At 36.5% G+C, this 23,905-nt stretch carries 26 protein-coding genes; 16 read left to right on the top strand and 10 right to left on the bottom strand.

What is annotated here, in order from left to right:
- Positions 1–77 precede the first annotated feature (77 nt).
- Positions 78–677, top strand: coding sequence for an ECF transporter S component (locus tag EsVE80_RS12325; protein WP_173103955.1), 600 nt, complete (start codon positions 78–80; stop codon positions 675–677).
- A 132-nt stretch (positions 678–809) separates the two neighbouring features.
- On the opposite strand, the gene EsVE80_RS12320 is transcribed toward EsVE80_RS12325, so the two are convergent.
- The 3 genes from EsVE80_RS12320 to EsVE80_RS12310 all read right to left on the bottom strand — a co-directional run bounded on the left by EsVE80_RS12320 (position 810) and on the right by EsVE80_RS12310 (position 3,765).
- A complete protein-coding gene (locus EsVE80_RS12320; RefSeq protein ID WP_173103954.1) occupies positions 810–2,426 on the bottom strand; it encodes an FAD-dependent oxidoreductase in 1,617 nt (538 codons plus the stop codon).
- A 200-nt stretch (positions 2,427–2,626) separates the two neighbouring features.
- Positions 2,627–3,121: a GNAT family N-acetyltransferase gene (locus EsVE80_RS12315; protein WP_173103953.1), complete on the bottom strand. Its 495-nt coding sequence runs from the start codon at positions 3,119–3,121 to the stop codon at positions 2,627–2,629.
- 182 nt (positions 3,122–3,303) lie between these two features.
- Positions 3,304–3,765 carry a YhcH/YjgK/YiaL family protein gene (locus tag EsVE80_RS12310; RefSeq protein WP_173103952.1) on the bottom strand — a complete coding sequence of 154 codons (462 nt, stop codon included), beginning with the start codon at positions 3,763–3,765 and terminating at the stop codon, positions 3,304–3,306.
- Between the two features lie 251 nt (positions 3,766–4,016).
- Between EsVE80_RS12310 and EsVE80_RS12305 the strand changes: the two genes are divergently transcribed.
- The 7 genes from EsVE80_RS12305 to EsVE80_RS12275 all read left to right on the top strand — a co-directional run bounded on the left by EsVE80_RS12305 (position 4,017) and on the right by EsVE80_RS12275 (position 10,623).
- Positions 4,017–4,886 carry an N-acetylneuraminate lyase gene (locus EsVE80_RS12305; RefSeq protein WP_173103951.1) on the top strand — a complete coding sequence of 290 codons (870 nt, stop codon included), beginning with the start codon at positions 4,017–4,019 and terminating at the stop codon, positions 4,884–4,886.
- A gap of 21 nt (positions 4,887–4,907) precedes the next feature.
- Positions 4,908–5,600 carry an N-acetylmannosamine-6-phosphate 2-epimerase gene (locus EsVE80_RS12300; protein WP_173103950.1) on the top strand — a complete coding sequence of 231 codons (693 nt, stop codon included), beginning with the start codon at positions 4,908–4,910 and terminating at the stop codon, positions 5,598–5,600.
- Positions 5,601–5,715: 115 nt separating this feature from the next.
- Positions 5,716–6,573, top strand: coding sequence for a carbohydrate ABC transporter permease (locus EsVE80_RS12295; RefSeq protein WP_173104210.1), 858 nt, complete (start codon positions 5,716–5,718; stop codon positions 6,571–6,573).
- A gap of 33 nt (positions 6,574–6,606) precedes the next feature.
- A complete protein-coding gene (locus tag EsVE80_RS12290) occupies positions 6,607–7,422 on the top strand; it encodes a carbohydrate ABC transporter permease (protein WP_408639881.1) in 816 nt (271 codons plus the stop codon).
- Positions 7,423–7,451: 29 nt separating this feature from the next.
- Entirely contained in the window at positions 7,452–8,789 is a 1,338-nt protein-coding gene (locus tag EsVE80_RS12285) for an ABC transporter substrate-binding protein (RefSeq protein WP_173103948.1), read from the top strand.
- Positions 8,790–8,857: 68 nt separating this feature from the next.
- Positions 8,858–9,739 (top strand): ROK family protein, encoded by an 882-nt coding sequence (locus EsVE80_RS12280; protein ID WP_173103947.1) that lies wholly within the window; start codon positions 8,858–8,860, stop codon positions 9,737–9,739.
- A gap of 35 nt (positions 9,740–9,774) precedes the next feature.
- Positions 9,775–10,623 carry a MurR/RpiR family transcriptional regulator gene (locus EsVE80_RS12275; RefSeq protein ID WP_173103946.1) on the top strand — a complete coding sequence of 283 codons (849 nt, stop codon included), beginning with the start codon at positions 9,775–9,777 and terminating at the stop codon, positions 10,621–10,623.
- A 49-nt stretch (positions 10,624–10,672) separates the two neighbouring features.
- Here the strand turns inward: EsVE80_RS12275 and EsVE80_RS12270 are convergent, their stop codons facing one another.
- On the bottom strand, positions 10,673–11,536 hold the full coding sequence (locus tag EsVE80_RS12270; protein WP_173103945.1) for a LysR family transcriptional regulator: 864 nt from the start codon (positions 11,534–11,536) through the stop codon (positions 10,673–10,675).
- Between the two features lie 140 nt (positions 11,537–11,676).
- On the opposite strand from EsVE80_RS12270, the gene EsVE80_RS12265 reads away from it, so the two are divergent.
- Positions 11,677–12,231: a chromate transporter gene (locus EsVE80_RS12265; protein WP_173103944.1), complete on the top strand. Its 555-nt coding sequence runs from the start codon at positions 11,677–11,679 to the stop codon at positions 12,229–12,231.
- Complete coding sequence (locus EsVE80_RS12260; protein ID WP_173103943.1) at positions 12,232–12,786, top strand: chromate transporter; 555 nt, start codon at positions 12,232–12,234, stop codon at positions 12,784–12,786.
- Positions 12,787–12,909: 123 nt separating this feature from the next.
- On the opposite strand, the gene EsVE80_RS12255 is transcribed toward EsVE80_RS12260, so the two are convergent.
- From EsVE80_RS12255 to rsxC, 3 genes are read right to left on the bottom strand one after another with little or no spacing between them, the layout of a single operon-like run.
- Entirely contained in the window at positions 12,910–13,485 is a 576-nt protein-coding gene (locus EsVE80_RS12255) for a hypothetical protein (protein WP_173103942.1), read from the bottom strand.
- An 11-nt stretch (positions 13,486–13,496) separates the two neighbouring features.
- Positions 13,497–14,495, bottom strand: a complete 999-nt coding sequence (locus tag EsVE80_RS12250; protein WP_173103941.1) for an RnfABCDGE type electron transport complex subunit D — start codon at positions 14,493–14,495, stop codon at positions 13,497–13,499.
- Positions 14,485–15,810: an electron transport complex subunit RsxC gene (gene rsxC, locus EsVE80_RS12245; protein WP_173103940.1), complete on the bottom strand. Its 1,326-nt coding sequence runs from the start codon at positions 15,808–15,810 to the stop codon at positions 14,485–14,487. Before rsxC ends, EsVE80_RS12250 begins: the two co-directional genes overlap by 11 nt.
- A gap of 341 nt (positions 15,811–16,151) precedes the next feature.
- On the opposite strand from rsxC, the gene EsVE80_RS12240 reads away from it, so the two are divergent.
- Positions 16,152–17,594: an aldehyde dehydrogenase family protein gene (locus EsVE80_RS12240; RefSeq protein ID WP_173104209.1), complete on the top strand. Its 1,443-nt coding sequence runs from the start codon at positions 16,152–16,154 to the stop codon at positions 17,592–17,594.
- A gap of 107 nt (positions 17,595–17,701) precedes the next feature.
- Here EsVE80_RS12240 and EsVE80_RS12235 read toward each other — a convergent pair whose 3' ends face one another.
- Positions 17,702–18,595, bottom strand: coding sequence for a diacylglycerol/lipid kinase family protein (locus EsVE80_RS12235; RefSeq protein WP_173103939.1), 894 nt, complete (start codon positions 18,593–18,595; stop codon positions 17,702–17,704).
- A 117-nt stretch (positions 18,596–18,712) separates the two neighbouring features.
- Positions 18,713–18,907 carry a hypothetical protein gene (locus EsVE80_RS12230; protein ID WP_173103938.1) on the bottom strand — a complete coding sequence of 65 codons (195 nt, stop codon included), beginning with the start codon at positions 18,905–18,907 and terminating at the stop codon, positions 18,713–18,715.
- A 208-nt stretch (positions 18,908–19,115) separates the two neighbouring features.
- Here EsVE80_RS12230 and EsVE80_RS12225 point away from each other — a divergent pair, with 208 nt between their 5' ends.
- The 5 genes from EsVE80_RS12225 (at position 19,116) to EsVE80_RS12205 (ending at position 22,421) form a co-directional block, all read left to right on the top strand.
- Entirely contained in the window at positions 19,116–19,583 is a 468-nt protein-coding gene (locus EsVE80_RS12225) for a TspO/MBR family protein (RefSeq protein ID WP_173103937.1), read from the top strand.
- 329 nt (positions 19,584–19,912) lie between these two features.
- The gene (locus EsVE80_RS12220) at positions 19,913–20,230 is read left to right on the top strand and encodes a rhodanese-like domain-containing protein (protein WP_173103936.1); all 318 of its coding nucleotides are present in this window, start codon (positions 19,913–19,915) and stop codon (positions 20,228–20,230) included.
- Complete coding sequence (locus EsVE80_RS12215) at positions 20,227–21,879, top strand: FAD-dependent oxidoreductase (RefSeq protein ID WP_173103935.1); 1,653 nt, start codon at positions 20,227–20,229, stop codon at positions 21,877–21,879. The genes EsVE80_RS12220 and EsVE80_RS12215 overlap by 4 nt, the downstream gene beginning before the upstream one ends.
- On the top strand, positions 21,872–22,177 hold the full coding sequence (locus tag EsVE80_RS12210; protein ID WP_173103934.1) for a rhodanese-like domain-containing protein: 306 nt from the start codon (positions 21,872–21,874) through the stop codon (positions 22,175–22,177). Before EsVE80_RS12215 ends, EsVE80_RS12210 begins: the two co-directional genes overlap by 8 nt.
- Positions 22,161–22,421 carry a metal-sensitive transcriptional regulator gene (locus tag EsVE80_RS12205; protein ID WP_173103933.1) on the top strand — a complete coding sequence of 87 codons (261 nt, stop codon included), beginning with the start codon at positions 22,161–22,163 and terminating at the stop codon, positions 22,419–22,421. The genes EsVE80_RS12210 and EsVE80_RS12205 overlap by 17 nt, the downstream gene beginning before the upstream one ends.
- A gap of 87 nt (positions 22,422–22,508) precedes the next feature.
- Here EsVE80_RS12205 and EsVE80_RS12200 read toward each other — a convergent pair whose 3' ends face one another.
- The gene (locus tag EsVE80_RS12200) at positions 22,509–23,531 is read right to left on the bottom strand and encodes an LLM class flavin-dependent oxidoreductase (protein ID WP_173103932.1); all 1,023 of its coding nucleotides are present in this window, start codon (positions 23,529–23,531) and stop codon (positions 22,509–22,511) included.
- Positions 23,532–23,905: the final 374 nt, after the last annotated feature.

Raw genomic sequence — 23,905 nt, 5'->3', positions numbered from 1 at the left:
GACACTCGTGTCATTTTCTTGTATAATCATTTCAATGACACTAGTGTCATTATAAGTGAATTAAAAGGAGAACTCAAATGAATACGAAAAGTAAAAGTTATCGCATCGCCATTCGTGCCATTTTGACTGCTATTATTATTTTACAAGCAATGGTACCCTTTTTAGGTTTCATTCCATTAGGGATTACCAGTTTAACAATTATTCATATTACAGTCATTGTTGCGGCAATTGTTTTAGGAACAAAAGACGGGATGTTTATTGGATTGGTTTGGGGAATTTGCACAATTATTCGTGCTTTTACTTCACCGACAACACCAATTGATACTTTGGTGTTTACTAACCCTATTGTTTCAGTATTACCCCGTATTCTTGTTGGGCTAGTAGCTGGAATGTTATTCCATTGGTGGTATAAGAAAAAAGGTAATTTGTATGTAGCCTCTATTTTAGCAGCAATCGGTGGCACATTGACCAATACTATCTTGGTTTTAACTTTCATGGGAACTCTTTACACAGGTCCGGTAGCATCTGCATATGGTGTTGATCCTTCTGGGTTGTTAAAAGTTTTAGCGACGATTGTAGCGACAAATGGTATTAGCGAAGTGATTGGTGCAATTATTTTAACGCCCATTTTAGTCAAAGCAATTTTTACTGCAACCCATTTAAAACCGCTCTACTAAAAAGAGTCATGCTAAAGAATTGATACACTAAAATAAAAAAGCACGAAAACTGCTGACAAACAGTTTTCGTGCTTTTTTTATTTCGTTTGAAGAGTAAAAATAGCAGGTAAGAAAATGGTTTTGTTAGATAAATTAATTTTCTTCAATCATGGTCGCTTTGATACCAAAACCAGCTAAAATCCGGGCAGCAGTATACGTATTTAAACCTTTACGGAAAGTTAAGTAAACTTTTTTATCGCGAGGAATCTCATTAATACGTTCCCGCAATTGGCTTAATGGAATAGTTGCAGTGGCTTCAATACTACCACTTTTGGCTTTGCCCGCTTCTCGAACATCTAAGAAATAAGCATTTGCTAAATCTTCCTTAGAAATAGCTTCTACTGAAATAGTTTCGGCCACTTTTGTTACCTGATTAATCCCAACGTAACCTGCAATATTCACTACGTCACGAGAAGAAGAGTATGGTGGTGAATAAGGAATTTCAAGGTCTGGCAAATCAAAGACAGACAAGTTTCCAGTAATGGCTACTGCCAATTGCCCAATTCGCTTGTCCACCCCTTGTTTGCCAACAGCTTGAGCTCCTAAAATTTTACCTGTTTGATCATCAAAAATTAATTTTAAGTTTAAGCGTTCTGCCCCAGGATAGAAGTAAGCGTGGTCAAAAGGCGTGATAAAAATCGTTTTATAATTAGTAATACCGGCTGCTTTTAACATGTGTTCAGTTAAACCGGTATAACTTGTTGTGTAATCAAAAATTTTCGCTACACCACTACCAAGATAACCACGATAATGAAGATCGGCGCCATTGATAATATCAGCTAATAAATGACCTTGGCGATTTGCGGCACTAGAAAGCATACTTGGTGTTGGTAAACCAGTTACGATGCTAGTAGTTTCAATAATATCGCCAATAGCATAAATATCTTCAACATTTGTTTGTAAACGATTATCGACTTGAACTTGGCCAGTTTTAGATAAAGCAATACCTGCTGAAGCCGCCAATTCATTGTTAGGAGCTACACCTGTTGCAAAAATAATCATGTCTGTTTGTAAAACATCACCATTTGATAAATGAACCGTGTGACCATGATTACTAATTTCTGTTACTGTCGTATTTAAAATGACATGTAAACCATGCTCAACTAGATGATCATAAACTAAATCTGCAATCTCTGTATCATAAGGGAAAGCAACTTGTGGTAATTGATCAATTAATGTCACATCTAAACCGCGCTCTTTGAAATTTTCAGCTAATTCTAAGCCCATTACGCCAGCCCCTAAAACTGTAACGGATTGGGGATCTTCTTGATTTAAAAATTCCATGATTTTATCTGCATGCGTCACATTTCGTAAAATAAAACCATTTTTGGCTTCTTGGGCACCTTTAATCGGCGGTAACGTAGGACGGGCACCAGATGCTAAAATCAAACGATCATAATTGTCAATTTTTTCCGTATTGTCTACTAAATTCTTTACAACAACTGTTTTGTTAATTGGATCGATACTTGTTACTTCATGTTGAACGAAAACATCAATATTGTTCTTTTCTTTTAATTGCGCAGGTGTCCGTTCAATCAAGCTATCACGATCTTTAATAACACCACCTAAGTAGTAAGGTAGTGCACAACTTGCAAACGAAATATTTTCGCCACGCTCGTATAAAACGATTTCATGTGTTTCATTTAAACGACGTAACCGTGTAGCAAAAGAAGGACCGCCAGCTACGCCGCCGACAACGATAATTTTCACAAAAAAACAGCTCCTTTTTTCTAACTTACTTGTATAGTAACCGTTTTTGAAAAGAGTAGCAAAGAAAAACACTTACCAAAAATAAGCTTGAAAATGCCAATGTAGCGCGGTTTTAACTAGTAAAAAAACCGCCAGATTTCAAAAGAAAAATAGCGGTTTTTGCATAATCTAAACTAGTAGTTAGTGAAAAATATTACGAATTACAATTTTCGTTTAAAAGCATAGACAGGCATTAAAACACCAGCAACGGTACCAATTTTTTCTTCTTGAAAAGTATAGCCTTGGCGTTCCCAAAATTCCTGTGCGCGCGGGTTGTTTTTCAAAATCCCTAAACGAATTTCTGTACCATTTTCAGCTTTAATTTGGGCCATAATTTGATTGTGGATGTGTTCGCCGATTTTTTGTGCCCGCATTTTTGGTGTCAGCAACAATAATCCAATCATCCAAGATTTTGCTGTAGGATAATCACGAATCAAGTCCAGCACACCGATTAAGTGATTGTGGTGATCAAAAATACCATAAAGCAATTTATCTTCTGATTTTTTTTGCGGAGGCAAAGCCGTAAGGAGATCTAGTGCTTCTTTGGTTGGATTAGATGTTCCAGTAGCTAAAATCATATAATCACTGGCTTCTTGACAAAGTGTGGTAATTGCCGGCAGATCCTTTTCTGTTAAAATTTTTAAATTATAATTCATGTATTATTAGACTCCTTTGTAATAGAAAAAATAAATAATTTACTTTCACATATCAAATGAACATAAACTTTATTCTAACATGGAATCCAAAAATTATAAATAACGAAGAATTTGGAAAGAGAAAAAACGCGAAAAATGTGATGAAGAAAATCATCAGCAAGAAAACAGCTGCTGTTTGTTGCTTAGTATTTAATTTTGAAAACCATTTTTTTTACCATTACAGCTTCATCCGTGACGTTTACTCCTGTTTTGTGGGCTTCAGTTGGCCAAAGAAATAAGCTGTTTTCTTGGTCTATTGCACTACTCAAGGTAATGAAATGGTTACTTGGCCCCTCTAACAAGTAGTAATCTTCTTTTTCGTGATAGATACCTTCAGTTAATTTTGTTGCATCTTCTAAGTATATTCGTTCACTTCCTTGCAAAATTATATGAAGATCAATTTCTTTACGATGGGCTTCCCACTCTCTGTTGGCAAAACTTTCGGTCTCATATTTTAAGAAGCGAACCAATACTTTTTCGCTTAAGTATTCTTCTTTAAATCCCCATGGATTGGTTTGCCATTTGTTAAAAAATTCATGGATTGTCTGAAGTTGATGTTGGATTTCAGCCAGTTGGATGAGTGTATTACGAGTAGTTGCTAACAAAAAAATTCCTCCTAAAAATTAAAATATTTTAATGTTGCTACAAAATAGAAATCGTTTACAATATAGCGCAAGAAAATGATTTTAGCAATGTTTTTAATATGTAAAATTATTTTCATAGAAAATAATGCGTTAAAAATGAATAGAAAAAAGCAAAATAATGACTATGTTAGAAAAATATTTTCACCAAAAAATAATACAAGAAAATAATTATCGTGATATAGTAAATTCATCAAATAAATGGAGGCGCTACCATGGCACAATTAATAACAGCATTATTGGTACCTTTTGATGAACAAGGTAAATTAATGGAAGAAAGTTTAAGACAAGTAGTAGAGTATAACATCACTGAAAACAAAGTAGATGGATTGTATGTTGGTGGGAGTACGGGAGAAAATTTTATGCTGGATACAACCACTAAAAAAAACATCTTTAAAATTGTAAAGGAAGTTGCTGAAGATAGAATTGAATTGATTGCACAAGTGGGTTCTTTAAATATTTATGAAGCAAAAGAATTGGCTGCGTACGTTGTGAACGAACTAGGCTATCAAAAAATTTCTTCTGTAACGCCATTTTATTACAAATTTGATTTCGAAGAGATTAAAAATTATTACTTTGAAATTGTAAAAGATGTTGAAGCAGAGCTGATTGTTTACTCCATTCCAGCTTTAACGGGTGTGAATTTTAGTGAAGATCAGTTCGGTGAGCTATTTGAAAATCCTAAGATCACAGGAGTGAAATATACAGCTGGTGATTTTTACTTGATGGAACGTTTGCGTAGCCGTTTTCCCGATAAATTAATGTATTCTGGTTTTGATGAAATGCTTTTACCTGCTGCTGCAGTAGGAATTGACGGCGCGATTGGCTCAACGTTTAACGTAAATGCAAAACGCGCGCGTCAAATATTAACAGCTGTAGAAGGAAATGATCTGGCGACAGCACGTAAAGTTCAAGCAGAAACCAATGATCTCATTCAAAAAATATTGGCTAACGGGTTATACAATACGTTGAAATTGATGTTAACTGAAAAAGGCATTGATATGGGATATTGCCACTTGCCAATGAAACATTATACAAACGAGCAAGTTGAAGTAGCGCAAGAACTTGTAAAGGAATATATGTAAACAGTTTTGGGGGAATAGGGAATGAAAAATGATTTTTTGTCTGTTGTAAAAGGAAATTTAATAGTCTCTTGTCAAGCACTTGCAGATGAACCGCTTCATAGTCCGTTTATTATGAGTCGAATGGCAAAAGCGGCCTTAGAGTCAGGAGCAAAAGCGATTCGAGCGAATACAATTGCAGACATTCAATGTATCAAAGATGCAAATGATACACCTGTAATTGGTATCATAAAAAAAGAGTATGGGAATAATCCAGTTTTTATCACACCAACTTTAAAAGAAGTTCGTGCACTTTGTAGTATTGGCTGTGAAGTAGTCGCGATGGATGGTACTTTGCGAGTACGACCAAATGGTGAAAAACTAGCAGATATCGTAGCGACAGTAAAAAAAGAATACCCAGAAGTTTTGTTGATGGCAGACTGTTCAACGTTAGAAGATGCGAAATACTGTCAGGAGTTGGATTTTGATATTATTGCGACTACGCTTCATGGCTATACAGAAGAAACAAAAGGACAAGATATTGCAGATGACGATTTTGTCTTAGTAAATGAATTATTACGTACAATCCATAAACCGATTATTGTCGAAGGAAATATTGATACACCAGAAAAATTGGCGACAGTTATGAAAAAAGGAGTTTTCTCAGTAGTGGTGGGTAGTGCGATTACTCGGCCACAGGTAATTACGAAAAAATTTGTTGCTGCACTTGAAAGTTAAGTCTAAAATTCGGCGTTTTTTCGCCGAATTTCAACTGAAAGGGGATAAGAAATTGGAGAAAGCACAGCGCTTAGATGTCGAAAAAAATACGAAGACAAAGAAAAAGTTTCGTGGGATTGATAATCCCTATTCCGGCTATGCCTTTATCGCACCGCAAGTTTTGTTGCTGTTGATTTTTATTGTTTATCCAGTTTTAAAAGGTTTTAAAATGAGTCTTTATGAAGTTTATGGAATGGATAAATATTTTGTTGGGTTGCAAAATTTCATTGATCTGTTTCAAGATCCAATTTTTGTAAAGTCGATTTTTAATACGATTTTCTTTGTTGTTGCGATTGTTGTAGCTACAATTGTTTTTGCACTGTTTGTTGCAACGACGGTTTACGATAAGAATCCGAAGTATGTTTCCTTTATTCGAGGTAGTTATTATTTACCTGTAATTGTGTCAATGGTGGTTATGAGTATTATTTGGAATTTTTTACTTAATCCATCTAACGGACTGATTAGCTATGTTTTAAATACGCTAGGCATTGAAAATGTTAACTTACTTGGGGATACAAGAACCGTAATGCCGGTCATTATTTTTGTTACGTTCGTAGGGAATGTAGGTCAAGCTATTATTTTATATATTGCAGCTATGATTGGTTTGCCAGCAGACTTATTTGAAGCTGCACAGTTGGATGGTGCCACAAGATGGCAAAGAATTCGCCATATTTTAGTGCCTTTAATGCGTCCCACTACAATTTATTTAACAATTATCAATATTATTGCCGTATTGAAAATCTTCGTTGTCATCCAATTATTAACAGGTGGCGGACCGAATAACGCTTCTGTGACAATGATGTATTACTTGTATCAAAATGCTTTTATTTACAACAATACCGGTGCTGCTTCGGCAATTGGTGTCTTGATGTTTGTCATTGCAATGCTGTTTAGTTTGCCACAATTAAAGACATTTCTAAAATCAGATAAATAAGGAGGTCATCTCGTGTTCGCCAAATTAAAACGAATGGAAAAATTTGATTTAGTGACAAATATTATCGTTTTTTTCCTAGCGCTGTGCTTCTTACTACCCCTTTTTTGGTTGTTAACCAATACGTTTAAAACTTCACCGGAAATTTATAAAATGCCGCCAGATATTCTACCTAAAAAATGGTTTACGGGGAACTTAACAGAATTATTTCAAGGACAACCCGCTTTTCAATGGATTTGGAATAGCTTTGTCGTCTCATTTTTGACGAGTTTATTTAGTGTATTGATTTCTGCATTAGCAGCTTATGGTTTTGCCAAATTGCATTTTAGAGGCCGGACTGTTTTATTTGTTTTAGTAATTGCATCGATTATGGTCCCAAAAGAAACGTTTATTGTACCATTATTTGACGTGATTATCGGCTTAAATTGGATTGATACGTATCAAGCAATGATCGTTCCCAATTTGGCAACGGGTTTTGGTACTTTTATGTTGTATTCATTTTTTAAAGATATTCCGGAATCACTGCGAGAATCTGCAAAATTAGATGGGGCCAATGAATGGACGATTTTTAGTAAATTAATGCTCCCTATTGTAAAACCCGGGATTGGAGCCTTGTTTATTTTAAACTTTGTTACCGCATGGAATGATTATTTATGGCAATTGTTAATGGCGCGCAGCAAAGAAATGAAAACGCTAACGATAGGTGTAGCTAGCTTGCAACAAGATATTAACCCTAATATTGGTTTGCGGGTCGCTGGTGCTGCGGTAGCGGCTTTACCAATGCTCATTATTTTCATTTTATTCCAGCGATACTTTACAAAAGGAGCCACTGCAGGCGCAGTCAAAGAGTGACAGTATCTGTAGAAGAGAGGACTATATTTATGAAAAAAATATTCTTAGGTTTATTAGCAAGTGTAGCACTTTTCGCCCTAACTGGTTGTGGCTCTGCTAATGCGAAGGCTCAAAATGAAATTGATGTCTGGCTGACACCACAATGGAAAGGGACTTATCGTGCAGATGAAGAAGGTGCAGATTATGATAGTTTCTTAAAAACAGCGGCTAGCATGTATGAAAAACAACATCCTAATGTCAAAATCAACGTTCAGGTAATCCCTGGCGACGAACGCGATAGTAAAATGAGTGTAGCTACGCAAACAAATACGTTACCAGATGTCTTTTTTGACTCTACCTTTGTGTTATCTACGTTTGCACATCAAGGTTTATTGGAACCTTTTAACGACGTCATTGATTCAAATAATGAAGCGGATATTTCAGAAGCAATTTGGAAGAATGTTCAAATTGAGGGGAAGACGTATTTTTATCCTTTCGCACAAAATCCGGGCACATTAGCTTACAATGCAGATATGTTTAAAGCTGCCGGCTTAGAGAAATATATTGGTGGTCAACATGAAATTGCCACATGGACAACGGATGAATTCTATCAAATTCTGACAAAATTAAAAGCAACCAATAGCAAAGTTGCCCCTTTGGGATTCTTTTGTAAAAACAATCAAGGGGATACGTGGAACATGATGTATTTGCGAATGTTTGGCAATCAATTCTTTGATGAAAAAGGTGAATTGATTACAAATGAGCCATCCGGTGTAAAAGCATTGAGCTTTTTGGAAAAACTAAAGGAAGAAAAGTTGATGGCGGCTGGTCCTGAATCTTTGGTAAGCAACGATGTGAATGCGATGTTTCAAAATCAGCAAGTAGCTGTAAGTTTTACCAATGCCATGCTTTTTAACGGAATGTTAGGGGCGATGAAAGACGGTACAGTGGAGAACTTCGATGCCAGACTTGCAAATGTACCTGGAGATAAATCACCGGTTTCTTTTACTTATGTACTAGGTTCAGGGGTGTTTAATACAAATGGGGAGAAGCGTAAAGCGCTTGCTCAAGATTTCGTTAAGTTTTATTCTGAAAATAAAGAGTTGGTGGAAGCAAGTACCAATTTCTTGCCGGTCCGCAATAGCGTAGCGGATGCACATAAGAAAGATTTGCCTTATTTGGATGCGTATTTAACCAATGATAAATACGTCGTGAATTTCTCCAATAATAGCCCTGGTTATGCAGAAATACGCAATGCTTTATACCCAGAATTACAGGCAGTAATGACTGGTGATAAAACACCGCAAGCTGCTTTAGATAATTTTGTCAAAACAGGAAATAAAGTTATTGATCGTGGCTTACGTCGTTCTAAAGCGTTGGAAAAGTAATAGTAAATAAGCCGGGAGTCTGGTGACTTGCCGGCTTATACTACTCTTTTAGGAAAGGAATTTTTGAGATGACAAATTATTTTTGTATTGATATTGGCGGCACTTCAATTAAAAGTGGTGTTTATAATGAAAAAGGAGAAGCAATTTCACCTAGTAAAACAACGCCTTGTCAAAATACTAAAACACAAAATATGATTTTGGACACCGTCCTTGACTTAACAGCTCGTATATCAGTAGAATATAGCATAGCCGGCGTAGCAATCTCTAGTTCTGGTGTAATTGATCCGGAAAAAGGAGAGGTGGCGTATGCGGGGTATACCATCCCAAATTTTCAAGGAACAAATTTTAAAGATGCTATCCGAGCGCATTTTGATTTACCTTGCGAAGTTGAAAATGATGTCAACTGTGTTTTGTTAGCTGAAGCGTGGCAAGGAAAACTATTGGAACAAAAAAATATTGTTTGTTTAGCGGTTGGAACGGGCGTGGGTGGCGCAATTTATCAAAATGGAAAGCTTGTACGTGGAATCAGCTTTTGTGCAGGAGAAATTGGTTATTTGAATGTCGACGGTCACAAATTTCAAGACCTTGCTTCGACAAACGCCTTAACAAAACGGGCACAAGAAGTGCTGCAAAAAGAGTTAAACGGACATGAAATCATGGCATTAGCTAAAGCTGGAAATCCGCAAATACTGCAAGTCTTAGATCATTGGTTAATAGATTTAGCCAAAGGAATCAGTACAATTATGTATTTACTAAATCCGCAACAGATTATTTTAGGCGGGGGAATTATGGAGCAAGTTGCGTTTTTGAAACCACGCTTAGAAGAAAAAATTACAGAACAGCTCATCTCACCAATTTTTGGTCAAAGCCAGCTTTATTTCGCAAAACTAGGCAATAAAGCTGGAATGGTGGGGGCGTTGTATCACTTTTTAACACGACAAAAAAATTAAACATTGCGTTGACAACGAGAAAAGGGGCCAATAGCATGGATATCCTACAAACTATCCAACAAAAATATAATGAATTATCCGATAAAGAAAAGGCTATTGCCAACTATGTTTTACAAAATGATAGCAGCTTGCAAAATATGAATATTACGAGTCTTTCTCAAGTAACGGGTGCCTCCACGTCAACCATTACGCGGTTTTGTCGTAAAATGGGTGCGGCCTCTTATGTCGATATGAAAATGAAAATTAACTCCATTTCCAATCAATTTGAAGTAAAACAAGATAACTATTTTGATCAGATTTATTATTACTATAATAAAATCATTGATCGAACCAATAAAAGTCTGGATAAAGAATTAATTTATGAAGCTATTCAAAAAATTAAGACAGCAAAGCGAATTTATATATATGGGTTAGGCAGTTCTGGCTTTACGGCAGAAGAGTTGAATTTACGTTTTTTAAAGATGGGTATGACAGCTCGGTGTCTAACCAATACCCATTTAATGTTAATTGGAAGTCGTTCTTTAACAGCAGATGATTTGGTAATTGCCATTTCGTCATCTGGCGCTACAGATGAAATTGTGGAGACATTAGATATATGCAAAGAGCAGGGAGCAGGAATTATTTCGATTACCTCCTTTGCAGACAGCTATATTTCTGAAATTAGCGATATTTCATTAGTTGTTTTTAGCAGTAATTTTGCTGATGAAAAGAAGTTTGTCAATACTCAGTTTGCGATTATCTATTTATTAGATATTATTACAACAATTTTAATGAGTGGAAAAGAAGAGTACGAAAGAAATTATGAAGAAGTCGATGAAATGATGACCAAACGTAATCGACATGCTAAACATAATATTCCTTCTAAAAATCATTTTACAAAATAAATAAGCGAGAGAATCAAATTCGATTCTCTCGCTTATTTTGTGTTAGCTGTTACAACAGTTCCCATAATTCTTCTAGAGCAGGTAAACGGTTAGCCCCAGCAGGACGCAATGCAGTAATTTCATTATGCAATTTTATCTTCGTAACGGAAACTGCGACCAATTCTTTTTTTTTCAAGTGCGTAACGACTAAAGAATACGGCAATAAACTAATTCCCATTTTATTTTTGGCAGCAGCAATTAGACTTGCAGAATCAGTGCTTTCCCACGTTGGAGAACAATGTAATCTTTTTAAGGTTAAAAAAGCTTCAAAAGTTTCGCGTACAGCTGAACCTCGCTCTCTTAAGAGGAGAGGCTGATTTAAAAGTTCGGATAAGCTCAGCGTAGGGGAAGCTTTTGGTAAAAAATCTGGTGCAGCAACAAAAACCAAGGGGTAGTCGGCAATTACTTTTTGTTGATAATTCCCACTAGGAACACGTCCTTCTAAAATAGCTAAGTCCACTTTACCGGCAGCCAATTTTTGAAAGCAGTCTTCAGCTGGAGAAATATGGACATTGATTTTTTGTTGAGGACGATTTTTTTTAAATTGATGTAATACTTTGGAAAGTGTGATTTCACCATATGTTATACAAGAAGCAAGCCGTAAAGGGGCAGTCTGTTCTAAATTTTGCAACTGATTTTCTACGCGTTGAAATTCTTCAATAAGTGGTGTAACCGTGGCAAGTAGTGCAACACCAGCAGCTGTCAGGGCAATTTGGCGGTGGAGACGTTCAAATAAAGCAGTCCCCGCTTCAGTTTCTAAATCTTTCATACTATGAGAAATAGCAGATTGCGTCATGAAAAGTTTTTGCGCAGCCCGGGTAAAACTTTTTTCTTTTGCTACAGTATAAAAAATTAAACATTGCCGATAGTGCATAGAATTTTCACCTCTTTTTATACATGAATTCTATTCATCTTATAATAGAAATAATAGCATTTCACACATGTTAAAACAAATCGTATACTTAAGTAATAAGGAAATACGACGCAAAAAATGAAATTAGAAGAGGTGAAAAAATGGAGAAGTTTAAGTTTTACGCTTGGCTTTGCCGGGTTAATTTATATATCAGTGCGTTTACTTTCGGTGGGGGCTATGTAGTAGTCCCGATGATTCGCAAATTTTATGTTGATGAAAAAAAATATTTTTCAAAAGATGACTTAATGGAAATGGCAGCAATTGCGCAATCCTCACCTGGGGCAATTGCAATTAATTTAAGTGTGTTAGCAGGGAAAAAAGCTGGTGGTTTTGCGGGCGCAATTTTAAGTGCTATCTGTGGCATTATTCCACCGATTGTCATTCTAGCTGTAATTTCTAGTTTTTACGTCGCTTTTAGTCAAAATATAGTTGTAATGGCTGTTTTGAGAGGAATGCAGGCCTGTGTGGCAGCTATGATTGTCGATTTACTCATTGATATGGTGCAATTAATTGTACAGGAGAAAAAACTGCTATTAACGTTTTTAATCCCTTTTAGTTTTATTGCAAATGCCTTTTTTCAGGTCAATGTTTTAGTGATCTTAGGAATAACTGCAGTTTTGTGTATATTGACGGTTTGGAAAAAGGGGGAAATTTAGATGATGCAATTATTTTGGCGCTTTTTAACCATAGGCTTTTTAAGTATTGGGGGAGGATATGCAATTATTCCCTTGATTCAAGAACAAATTGTCGATGAGCTGCATTGGCTATCTGAAAAAGTTTTTTCCGATATTATTACGATATCCCAAATGACACCAGGACCTTTAGCCGTGAATACTTCGACTTTTGTAGGAATGCAGCTTTTTGGTATTCCTGGGGCGATCGTTGCCACTATTGGTTGTATTTCAGGTGGTGTGGTCATCTCCTTAGCGCTAGCAGCATTTTTTCAAAAGAAGCGGGAGTCAAAACCAATTCAAGGATTATTAGCTGGTTTAAAAGCTGCTTCGGTTGGATTAATCATGTCGGCTGGTTTAACCATTTTGTTTTTAACACTTTTTAACAATAGTGATTTAGCACGTCTCAACTGGGCTAATTTAGATTGGATAGCGTTACTTTTAATGGGAATAATGCTTTTTATTATGCGCAAATCAAAAATTAATCCCATTTTACTAATGATTGTATCCGGCATCGTAGGCGGCATTATTTACAAGTAAAAAGGCTAACAAAACAAGGTCCCGCCATATCCAAATAGTAAACTGGGATAAAAATAGTTTTTCGAATTTTCCAGCCGGTTAACTGGCTAAATTATTTTTTGGGGGCTAGTTTAATTGGAAAAATTAAAATAATGCTGTGAAGAAAACACCTTTAAAAAAAGAAAGGCTTAAAAAAATCAACATTAGTACCGTAAATTGAATGGGCAAGCCTTGTAAAAGAGGTGGAATCGGCGCAATCTTTATCCGTTCCATAATGCCAGCTGAAACTAAGCTGACAACGAAAAAGAAAAGCAAACTTAGCAGGTAAAGATACCAAAAGCGTGAGAGACTTCCTGTTAGTGGTTCTGGTATAAGTGTTAAGTTTACAGCAAGCGGTAAAACAAAAAGATACGGTTGCAAAGAAGATGTAATTTTTTTTCTCGTTAGCACAAGTAAGCAGCCACTGGTTAACAAACTCATCAAACCGATCAAAAAAGGAAGCATCACGACTTCATTCGTACCATCTATCCCCCAAGAATTGTAGTAGAGCCAAAATAAACCTCCTCCCCCCAGTGCTGCAATGGTGATTAGAGCAGTAAGTTGGATTTGCCGTAGAAATGGCGTGGCGATTTTTTTGCCGATTTTTGCAGGGAACTGATTAACGCTAAATTGTACTATTAAAATAATGAAAAAACAGGTTAATCGCATGAGTAAAGACATCTTCTTTCCTCCTATCTTCTTAATTTTATTCCAAGTGGCAGTGTTGCTTGCTCGCCTAAGACACGGCGACGTAATATGCGATCAATTAAAGGTGTGGCGCAATTCATGGTCAAAATTGCGTAGCTGACGCCTTCATTTGTTGCACCCCAAAAACGAAAGACAATAATTAAGCAGCCAATACCAAAAGCATAGCAACATTCGCCCACTTTTGTACTGGGGCTAGAAGCGTAGTCTGTTGCCATAAAAACTGCTCCTAATAACAATCCTCCCCCTAATAAGTGACCGATGACCGTTTGCCATGGTGCAAAACCACCATCACCAGCAAAGAACCATGCGCCAATAGTAACCGTAGTTAAGATAATGAAAGGAATGTGGAGTTGAATAATATTTTTACGCCATAAAACAAAACCGGCTAATATAATTAATAAACTGCAGGTTTCACCAATTCGGCCACCTGTTAGGCCTAAAAAATTCTCCCATAGTTCAGCCGTACTTAATACTTCTGTCTTCATTTGTGCCAATGGTGTAGCTTTTGTGACAACATCTGGTGAATAATTAGCAAAAGGTGGGTTTGGCCAGCTGATTTTAAACATGTCTTGGAAAAATAAACCGACTAGTAAAGCTCGTCCCCCTAAAGCAGGATTTAAAAAGTTATAACCTAAACCACCAAAAAATTCTTTTACAACAATAATAGCAAAAACAGCACCGATAACTGGAAAATACCAAGGAGCAGAAGGTGGTAAGTTCATGGTCATTAAAACAGCTGTCACAATAGCACTCAAATCCCAAGTAAATTCTTTTTTCAAAAGTTTAAACCAAATCACTTCACATAATTGTGCCGTAATAATGGCAATTAAAAATAAAAGATAAACGTACCAGCCAAAAAAATAGCCCGCAATAAGGATAATTGGAAGTAAAGTAATTAACACCCACTTCATAATTTCACGGGTGGTGGAATCGCCGAACAGATGAGGGGAGTCTGCTGTTTGCAACGAAATTTTATTTGCCATCTTCTTGCGCCTCCTTTTGTGCCTTAATTTCACTACTAGCTTTAGTAATGGTAGCAGCTAAATTACGTTTAGCTGGACAAACATACGTACAACAACCGCAATTAATACAAGCTGTTGCCAATAATTGATCGCAAGTAAACAAATCGCCACTACGATAGGCCAAATCAATATTTTGTGGTTCTAAACGAACAGGACAGACTTCTACGCAACGATTGCAACGAATACAAGGTGATTCAGGGAGTTTGCCATCATGGGCTTCATTAAAAACGATAATGCCATTGCTGGCTTTCGTTAAGGGCAGTGACAAATCAGTGACACTTTTTCCCATCATGGGACCACCATGAATAATACGTGAGGGAGTTCCTACGAAACCTCCGCAGTAGTTGATTAAGTCTTTAACTTGTGTTCCGAGGGGAAAACAAATCACTTGTGGCGTTTTGACATCTCCGCATATAGTAACGTAACGATGGGTCAAAGATTTTCTTTCATCGACACTCTCCGCAATTGCAAAAGCAGTGGCAACATTAATTGTAAAAGCCCCCGTTTCCACGGATCGGCCCTCAAGAGGAGATTCAGCACGAAGTAAAGTTTCTAAAAGTTGACCTTCACCACCTTGAGGGTATTTGACCGGTAAACAGACGACATGACAATTGTCTATTTCAATAGCAGCATTTTTCATCGCTGCAATCGCTTTAGGCTTATCTTCTTCAATTCCAATTAAAATTTGCTTTGCTGCTAAAATTTCTCGGGCAATTTCACCACCGCGCAAAATTTTTCGACTTTCTTTTTGCATCAAAAAATCATCCGAAGCAATAAAGGGTTCACATTCGGCGCCATTTAAAATAATTGTTTGGACATCAATATGGTCGGCAGGATTCAACTTGACGTGGGTTGGGAATGTGGCCCCGCCAAGGCCGACAATTCCTGCAGCGCGGACTTTTGTTTCGGATGAAAGATTCTCGTCAATTAAGCTTTCTAGATGATTTTTAGATGGAATATGTTGAATGACTGCTGCTGTCTGTTTTCCTCCACCAAGTGCAGGAACATCACAAATGTCAATAACTTGACCGGTGATAGATGTATGGACATGACCACTAATATCGGCAGAACTTTTGGCAATAATTTCCCCTTTTGTGACAAAATCGCCAACTTTAACAATTAATTCATTTGGTGCACCAATATGCTGATCAAAAGGAATGACAACTTTTTGTGGTTCAAAGTAGGCAATATCTTTTTGGTGGACTTTAAATAATTCTTTTAATTTGTTCGTGCTAGAGTCAAAAAAGAAACCACCGGAAAAATGATTTATTTTCATGCTTCTCCCTCCTTTTGAAAACGGTTATATAGTTATCGTAACATAAGGAAAAAATTCACAAAAGAAATATGGGAAGTTATACACTGGTATTCTTAACTTGAAACTCTCTTAATAAAATCTTAAAAAATAAAAAAGCGACGTTTTAAATCCAGTGGGACGTGTTTTGAATGAAAATTTTAGCAATCACAAAAAGAAAGCGGATACATATTGTTTGAAGTCACTTTACATTCTTCTTTATACTGAAATTAACGGGTGTAAATACGTTGACTGATTTTTACACCAATCAAAAAGTAAACAAACAAAAATTAGGAGGAGATTTGGTGAAAAAAGTAGAAGAAATAATGGATGAAAAGTATTTAATGTACATTAATGGAGAGTGGACCAAAGGGGTTAAAGGTAAGACGTTAACGTCAAAAAATCCCAGTGATGGCGCCACGTTAGCAACCTTCATTAGTGCAGAAGAAGAAGATGTCGATAATGCAGTAAAAGCTGCAAAGACAGCATTTGCGACTTGGCGTGTAACGAGCGCAGAAGAACGTAGTAAGATTTTGCTAGAAATTGCAGATGTTTTAGAAGAAAACGCAGAAAAATTAGCATGGATTGAAACGTATGATAACGGCAAGCCTTTGCGGGAAACTAAAAGCGCAGATATTCCTTTAGTGGTTGATCATTTCCGTTACTTTGCGGCACTTGTGCGCTCAGAAGAAGGCGCAATTAAAGAGTTAGATGAACATACATTGACGATGGTTTTAAAAGAGCCAATTGGCGTTGTTGGTCAAATCGTACCTTGGAATTTTCCACTGTTAATGGCTGCTTGGAAAATTGCACCAGCCTTGGCTGCAGGAAATACGATTGTCATTCATCCTTCATCCTCTACGCCGCTTAGTTTATTAGAAGCGACAAAATTAATAGGTCCGCTATTACCAAAAGGAGTATTAAATGTTATTACCGGTAAAGGTTCTGAATCGGGAAATTATATGTTAACCCATCCTGGCTTTGATAAAATTGCTTTCACTGGTTCCACAGAAGTAGGCTATAAAGTAGCAGAGGGCGCTGCTAAAAATTTAATTCCTGCCACCTTAGAATTAGGCGGAAAATCAGCGCACATTATTTTTAGTGATGCTAATCAAGAGCGAGCTTTGGCGTTTGCTAAAAATGGAATTTTGACGAATCAAGGCCAAGTTTGTTCTGCGGGTAGTCGCTTATTAGTACAAGCCGATATTTACGATGATTTCATTGCCAAACTAACAGAAAGTTTCAAAGAAGTGAAAGTGGGATTGCCTTGGCAAGAAGATACTGAAATGGGCTCACAAATTAATGAAGGCCAAGTTGAGACAATTTTAGATTATATTAAAATTGGAAAAGAAGAAGGGGCACGGGTTGTTGTTGGTGGAGAGCGGTATACAGACGGTCCTCTAGCACAAGGCGCTTTTGTCAAACCAACAATCTTAGCAGATGTTACCAACGAGATGCGTGTCGCGCAAGAAGAGATTTTTGGTCCGGTAATCGTGGTGATTAAATTTAAAGATGAAAAAGAGGCTATTAAAATTGCCAATGATTCAGATTATGGTTTGGCTGGAGGCGTCTTTACTGAAAATATTAACAAAGCATTCCGCGTAGCACGCGCTGTTCGGACAGGTACCATGTGGGTGAATACCTATGGGGAATTACCTGCGGGGACGCCTTTTGGGGGCTATAAAAAATCCGGTATTGGCCGTGAAACATATAAAACAATCTTAGATGCCTACTCGCAAATTAAAAATATTTACATGTACATTGAGTAAAATAAATATTTGCTTTATTAGCTAAAAAAGCGGTCTACTTTTTTAATTAGAAAAGTAGACCGCTTTTTAATGGGGATTTTTGTGAGATTTTACAATCTTTTTTAGAATTAATCTTGTTCAATTGCTGTATAAATTGGTAAAAATCCGTCTAAAAATTCAATTGTTAAAGGTAAGGCGGGGCCTTTATCCCCATCGATACGACTATAAATTGTTTTTTGTTCCAACGGGTGTAATGTAATTTTTTTTGGCTTTAAATACGTCAAAGTATTATTTTTTCTTTGACGTAAATTTCCCGTCAAGACAAAAAATAGTAACTGAAATAATTTACGCAAGCGCATATTATGCAAAATACTAACATGAAACGCGTGAGGGCTGGATGGGACATAATCAATGCCGCCAACTAAATGTGTAGTTGTGAGTAAGAAAATCCAGACTTTCATTTTTTTGTCAAAATTTCCAGCATGAATATGAACGTGATAAGAAGCTTTTTGACTGATTTGCTTTAATCCTTTTAAAGGATAAATGAGCAAGCCGAATTTTCGCTTTTCACTTTGGCGAACTTGGTTGGAAATATCAGCTAAAGTTCCGAAGGTTAATGAACTGACAATCGCTTTTTGTCTGTCTTGACAAGAACCAATGCCAACGTATTTGATTTTTTGTTTTAAAATTAAAGAGATTGCCTGATTAAGATCTGTAGGAATTTCCCAACGCGTAGCGAAATTATTAACTGTACCGCCACGAATAACACCAAGAGGAATTGTCTTTTTTGCTTGTAAAAAGGCAGTGGCTACTAAATTGAGCGTTCCATCACCGCCAATTGAGATCAAGGCATCGTAATCTGTCAATGAGTTGCAAATCTTTTTAATCGCCTGTTCAGGATTGGGGGCAGTCAAAGGCTGGCACGTATGTCCTGCTTCTTCTAATTTTATAGCAATTTTTTTTGCTGTCTCTTCATTGTCACCATGTCCAGCCGTAGGATTATAAAAAATGGCATAATGCATGCTGATCACCTCTTCTTAACAGTAACACGTTTGAATACAATTAAAGCGTTTGAAGACTTAGACAATCTTTTAATTTCTTTGACGGAAAAATTTCAAAAGAATTTTTTGCACCTACTATTACTCGCTGTGTTTCGGTACTTTATTTTCGTGAGGAGTGATAAAGTCACTTAGGCGGGCAACGGCTAATTCATTTGTATCTAAGCACTCTACAATAGCTATATTTTGATATTGTTTTACTAGAATAACCTCGTGAATCCCTTCTAAACCTACTATTTTTGCTTGGCATGTTTGTTTTGCATGTATATTTGTCATAAGAGCACTATCCTTCATTTTTTAGGTAGAATACCGCATTTAGATAAAATAATCGAATAATTCGTCTTGTAAATAGCAAAATTATGAACTATTAATTTTAAATTTGACCAAAAACATTTATAACCCTATTTGAAAAGTGTAAGATAAATAAAAGAGACTATTTTAAAAGATAATTGCCTATCTTTTACGAATAGGGGAGGAGAAAACTATGAGAAAAATTGGGCAATGGTTGTTGTGTGTAGTGGGCGTTGAAGCGGTTGGCGTTTTATCGGGATTATTCGCTGGTGATAGTGCAGCAACATATGCGAAATTGAATACACCGCCTTTTTCACCCCCAGGCAATATTATTGGAATTATTTGGACTATTTTGTATGGATTAATCGGGACTGCGCTATTTTTCATTTTAGATGCGAAGGTAAGTAAAAAGGTCAAAAATCAAGCGCTATTTTTGTTTGCGTTACAACTAATTTTGAATTTTATTTGGAGTATTGTTTTCTTTGGTGGAGAGAATTTCTTTGGAGGAGTTGTTATTGTTTTACTATTATTAGGGACAGTTTTTGCTTGTCTCATTCGTTTTTATTCGATTCAACGATTAGCGACATTTTTATTTACACCGTATTTTATCTGGTGTGTGTATGCTGCATATTTGGCAATCGGATTAGCAATCAAAAATTAAAAAAGTTAAAAAACTACGGCGTAATGTCGTAGTTTTTTATAGTAAGAAGTAATTTTTACGAGGAAATCTGGTATTCCAATAAGTTCTGGGTTACTGTGCTGCGTAAATGTAAACTGGCGCTCCTTTTAAGGGGAAATTTTTCAAAGTTTAGTTTAAGGTTGACCGTATACAAAGAGTAAAATAATTTTTAAAAATACCTCTTATAGGTATTTGTTTATGGAAACTATCCAATTTTGATGCCTTTTTATTTGCTTCAATAACCTATTTAGTTTGACAAAGCGTTTTTTCTAGTGTTCAATATACCTATCAGGGTATATTGGGAGGGAAGTATGTTTTCATTTTTTTCAATGGTAAAAAGTATAACAATCAGGGAACTTGCGACAAAGTTAAATGATAATATTCTATTATTAGATGTTCGAACTCCGGCTGAATACCGTCAGGGGCATATTATAAAAGCGAAAAATGTCCCGTTAAACAAAATTGCCGCATACAAAGAAAAGGGCGACAAAGCTATCTACGTGATTTGTCAATCTGGGATGCGAAGTAAGCAAGCAGCACAACAATTGAAACGAAAAGGTTACAATGTCATAAATGTTAAAGGTGGAATGAATCAATGGTCTGGTAAAGTCAAAGGAGGAAAATCATGAAAGTAATTATTATCGGTGGGGTTGCAGGAGGAATGTCTGCGGCAACAAGATTGCGCCGGTTAGATGAAACAGCAGAAATCGTTGTTTTGGAGAAAGGGCCGTTTGTGTCTTTTGCCAATTGCGGCTTACCTTATTACGTTTCAGGGGAAATCTCAGCAAAAGAGGATTTACTTGTTCAAACACCAGCAAGCTTGCAGGCACGATTTAATTTAGATGTTCGCCCATTTCATGAAGCGACAGCCATTGATTCAGCAAAAAAAGAAGTAACGATTCAAAATCAAAATGAAGTTTATCGTGAAAAGTATGATTTTTTAGTGTTATCACCGGGAGCAAAAGCATTTATTCCCCCGATTTTGGGATTAGCAGAGGCAAAAAATGTTTTTACTCTCCGCAATGTGCCGGATTTAGATAAAATTATGCAGGCGCTAACGTCGGAAGTTAAATATGCAACGGTTATCGGGGCTGGGTTTATCGGTTTGGAAATGGCAGAAAATTTACAAAAAGCGGGATTGACTGTCACAATTATTGAAAAAGCACCTCACGTCCTGCCACCGCTAGATGAAGAAATGGCATGTTTTGTTCAAAATGAATTGGTGAAAAATGGAATCAATGTTATCACCGGACAATCGGCGGCAGCATTTCAACAGGCAGGTCAGGAAATTATTTTAGACGATGGTAGTAGTCTTAAATCAGATATTACTATATTATCTGTTGGTGTGCAGCCTGAAACTCAACTTGCTAAAGACGCGGGAATTCAATTAGGTTTAAAAGGTGGCATTGTAGTAGACGAAAATTATCAAACGAATTTACCAGGGATTTTTGCAGTCGGGGATGCAGTTGTGACAAAACAACGAATTACAAATGAAGAGGCTCTAATTTCTCTAGCCTCACCAGCTAATCGACAAGGACGACAAGTTGCAGATGTAATTTTTGGCTTGCCACGCAAGAATCAAGGCAGTATTGGGACGGCGATCGTACGCGTCTTTAATTTAAGTGCTGCCGTAACGGGCTTGAGTGAAAGAGCTGTGCAACAAGCCGGATTAGATTATGCGATTGTTCACGTTAGTGGCAAAGATCACGCAGCATATTACCCTGGGGCCACCGAATTAACCTTAAAATTAATTTTCAATCCCAAAACGGGAGTAATCTATGGTGCGCAAGGAGTAGGTCAAAAAGGTGTCGATAAACGGATTGATATACTTGCTACCGTAATTAAAGGTGGACAAACCATTTTTGATTTACCAGAATTAGAATTCACTTACGCACCACCCTTTGGCTCTGCTAAAGATCCTGTCAACATGCTAGGCTATAGTGCAATAAATATTGCAGAAGGACTTAGTCAAAATATTCAATGGTATAACTTGGCTGATGAAATGCAAAAGGGCAAACTATTACTAGATGTCCGCAGTAAATCAGAGTTAACCAATAATGGTAGATTCTCACAAGCCCTTCATCTTCCCTTGGATACTTTGCGAGACAATTTGAATCAATTAGATAAAACAAAATCTTATATTGTAACTTGCCACAGTGGTTTACGTAGTTATCTTGCAGAGCGAATTTTAAAACAAAATGGGTTTGATGTAGTAAATTTGGATGGTGCTTTTGCTTTATATAAAATGGTAAATCCCAAGGAGATTGATTATGAATAATACGATCAAAAATGATGATTTTGCTGAATTGTGGCAAAAAGAAACACTTATAGATGTTCGAGAAGTCGCTGAATATACTGAAAGACATATTCCTACTGCACAAAATATTCCCTTAAGTCAACTAGAAAATCGTTTTAATGAGTTGGATAAAAATGTACATTATTATATTATCTGCCAATCTGGTCGACGCTCGGCGCTTGCATGTGATCTCTTAGCGAATCAAGGTTATCAGGTCACGAATATTTTAGGTGGTATGGCAGAATGGAAAGGGAAGATAGCAGATGGCCAATTGCGATAAAAATATAATAAATCGCTTAAAACGTACAGAAGGACAAGTTCGTGGTATCCAAAAGATGATTGAAGAAGAAAAAGAGTGTGTGGATGTAATTACTCAATTGAGTGCCGTACGTTCCAGTATTGATCGCGTAATGGGCATTATTGTAGCCGAAAATTTAAAAAATTGTTTGGAAAATCCAACTCCGGATACAACAGTTCAACAACAAAAAATTGAACAGGCGATTCAAATGATTATTAAAAAATAGCAAAAAAACGACAAAACAACGGCTGTAGCTTGAAGTTTACCTTCAAGTTTGCAAGTAGTTTTGTCGTTTTTTGTACATAAAAATTTTTTAACGCCAACCCAAATCAGGAGCCACGTCTTTAATGATTGTTTCTAAAATGTGCATGTTGTATTCCACGCCCAAAGTATTTGGAATTGTAATTAAGACAGTGTCTGCTTCTTTAATTGCTTCATCTTCAGCTAATTCTTTTACCAATTTGTCTGGTTCGCCAGCAAAAGTACGCCCAAAAATTGTCGGATTGCGATGATAAGCTAAGTAACCAACTGAATCTTGTTGTGGTTGGCCATCTTGTCCGAATAACTGACGGTCCAAATCAGTTGTGATTGGTTGAATGGAACGAGTAACAAGTGTCCGAGGTTCAAAATCATGACCGGCTTCTTTCCAAGCTTGTTTAAAAGCACGTAATTGATTGGCTTGTTGCACATGGAAAGGTTCATTACTTTCATAATTTACTAAAGTAGAAGATTGTAAATTCATACCGTGTTTTGCTGCCCAAATAGCAGTTTCTTTTGAACCTGCGCCCCACCAAATACGTTGACGCAAACCTTCTGAATAAGGCTCAATCCGCAGTTTTCCAGGAGCTTGTGGGAACATAGGTTGCGGATTTGGTTCAGCAAAATGATTTCCTTCCAATAAATCAAGAAATTCTAACGTTCGTTCTCGGGTAACGTCTTTAATTTCTTCTTCAGAATAATCATAGCCAAAATATTTCCAACCATCTAAAACCTGTTCTGGTGAACCACGGCCCACACCTAGTTGCACGCGACCTTGTGTGATGATATCTGTTAAACCAGCATTTTCTGCCATCATATATGGGTTTTCATAACGCATATCAATTAAACCTGTACCCACTTCAATTTTGCTTGTTTTAGCACCAATTGCAGATAGAAGTGGAAATGGGGAACCAATTTGTGGGGCAAAATGATGAACGCGATAATAAGCGCCATCGATCCCAAGCTTTTCTGCTTCAACAGCCAATTCAATCGATTGTAAATAAGCATCGCTTGCGGTTTTAACTAATGAACCACGATCCATCCAATGACCAAAACTTAAAAAACCAATTTTTTTCATGGAAATTATCCTCCTTTTTACCTTACTTTTTGTAAGCTAAATATATTTTACTACTATTTTATTTAAAAAGCGATTAATTGTGCCGCAAAAACATCATAATTACGCTGCTAGTCAAAATAAATAATTTGTTTGAGGAACTTTGATAATAAAAGAAAACTTACGCAGAAAATGATTTTTGTCCCAATCAAATTTTTTTGAATTATAGAAAGTTTTGATAGAGAAAAAATGCTTTCAAAAGCAAATGGATTTTTAAAATACGGATAAATAAAGGAGTAAAGCCATAAAAGAAAATCTAATTCTCAGTTTTTTTCAAAAAAAAATAAAACTGTGATAAAAAAACAACTTTTTATTTTTATTTTTATTAAATAATCAAA

It is taken from the genome of Enterococcus saigonensis, assembly GCF_011397115.1.
GTDB lineage: Bacteria > Bacillota > Bacilli > Lactobacillales > Enterococcaceae > Enterococcus_C > Enterococcus_C saigonensis.
The sequence above is the reverse complement of the archived record's forward strand: the minus strand, read 5'-3'. Positions and strand labels throughout refer to the sequence as shown.